The sequence below is a fragment of the Lacinutrix sp. MEBiC02404 genome, from assembly GCF_053601575.1.
Window position 1 is genome coordinate 1 of the sequence record NZ_JBSHNV010000027.1, and the last position, 333, is coordinate 333.

Genomic DNA, 333 nt, shown 5'->3' on the forward strand with positions numbered 1-333 from the left:
AAATACTTCTTCGGTTACTGCTACACTTACTCTTAACGATTCTATTGGTCCTGACCTTACAGCTTGTACTGTTGCAGATGAAACTATCGAGTGTGATGGAACAAATAATGAAACGATTGCTAACGATTGGAATGCTGCTAATATTTTAGCACTTCAATCTTGCGGTACAGATGCTTGTGATACAGATGCTGTATTTGATGTAACTTCTGATTATGCGTACACAAACCTTGCTTCTACTTGTGGCGCTGGTGGTACATTAACAGTTACTTATACCGTTGCAGATGATTGTGGTAACGAAACTATACTTACTGCTACACTTACACTTAACGATTC

At 38.4% G+C, this 333-nt stretch carries 1 protein-coding gene; it reads left to right on the top strand.

What is annotated here, in order from left to right:
- The coding region (locus tag ACVCXO_RS00105; protein ID WP_452227571.1) for a hypothetical protein at positions 1–333 on the top strand (333 nt) is incomplete at both ends.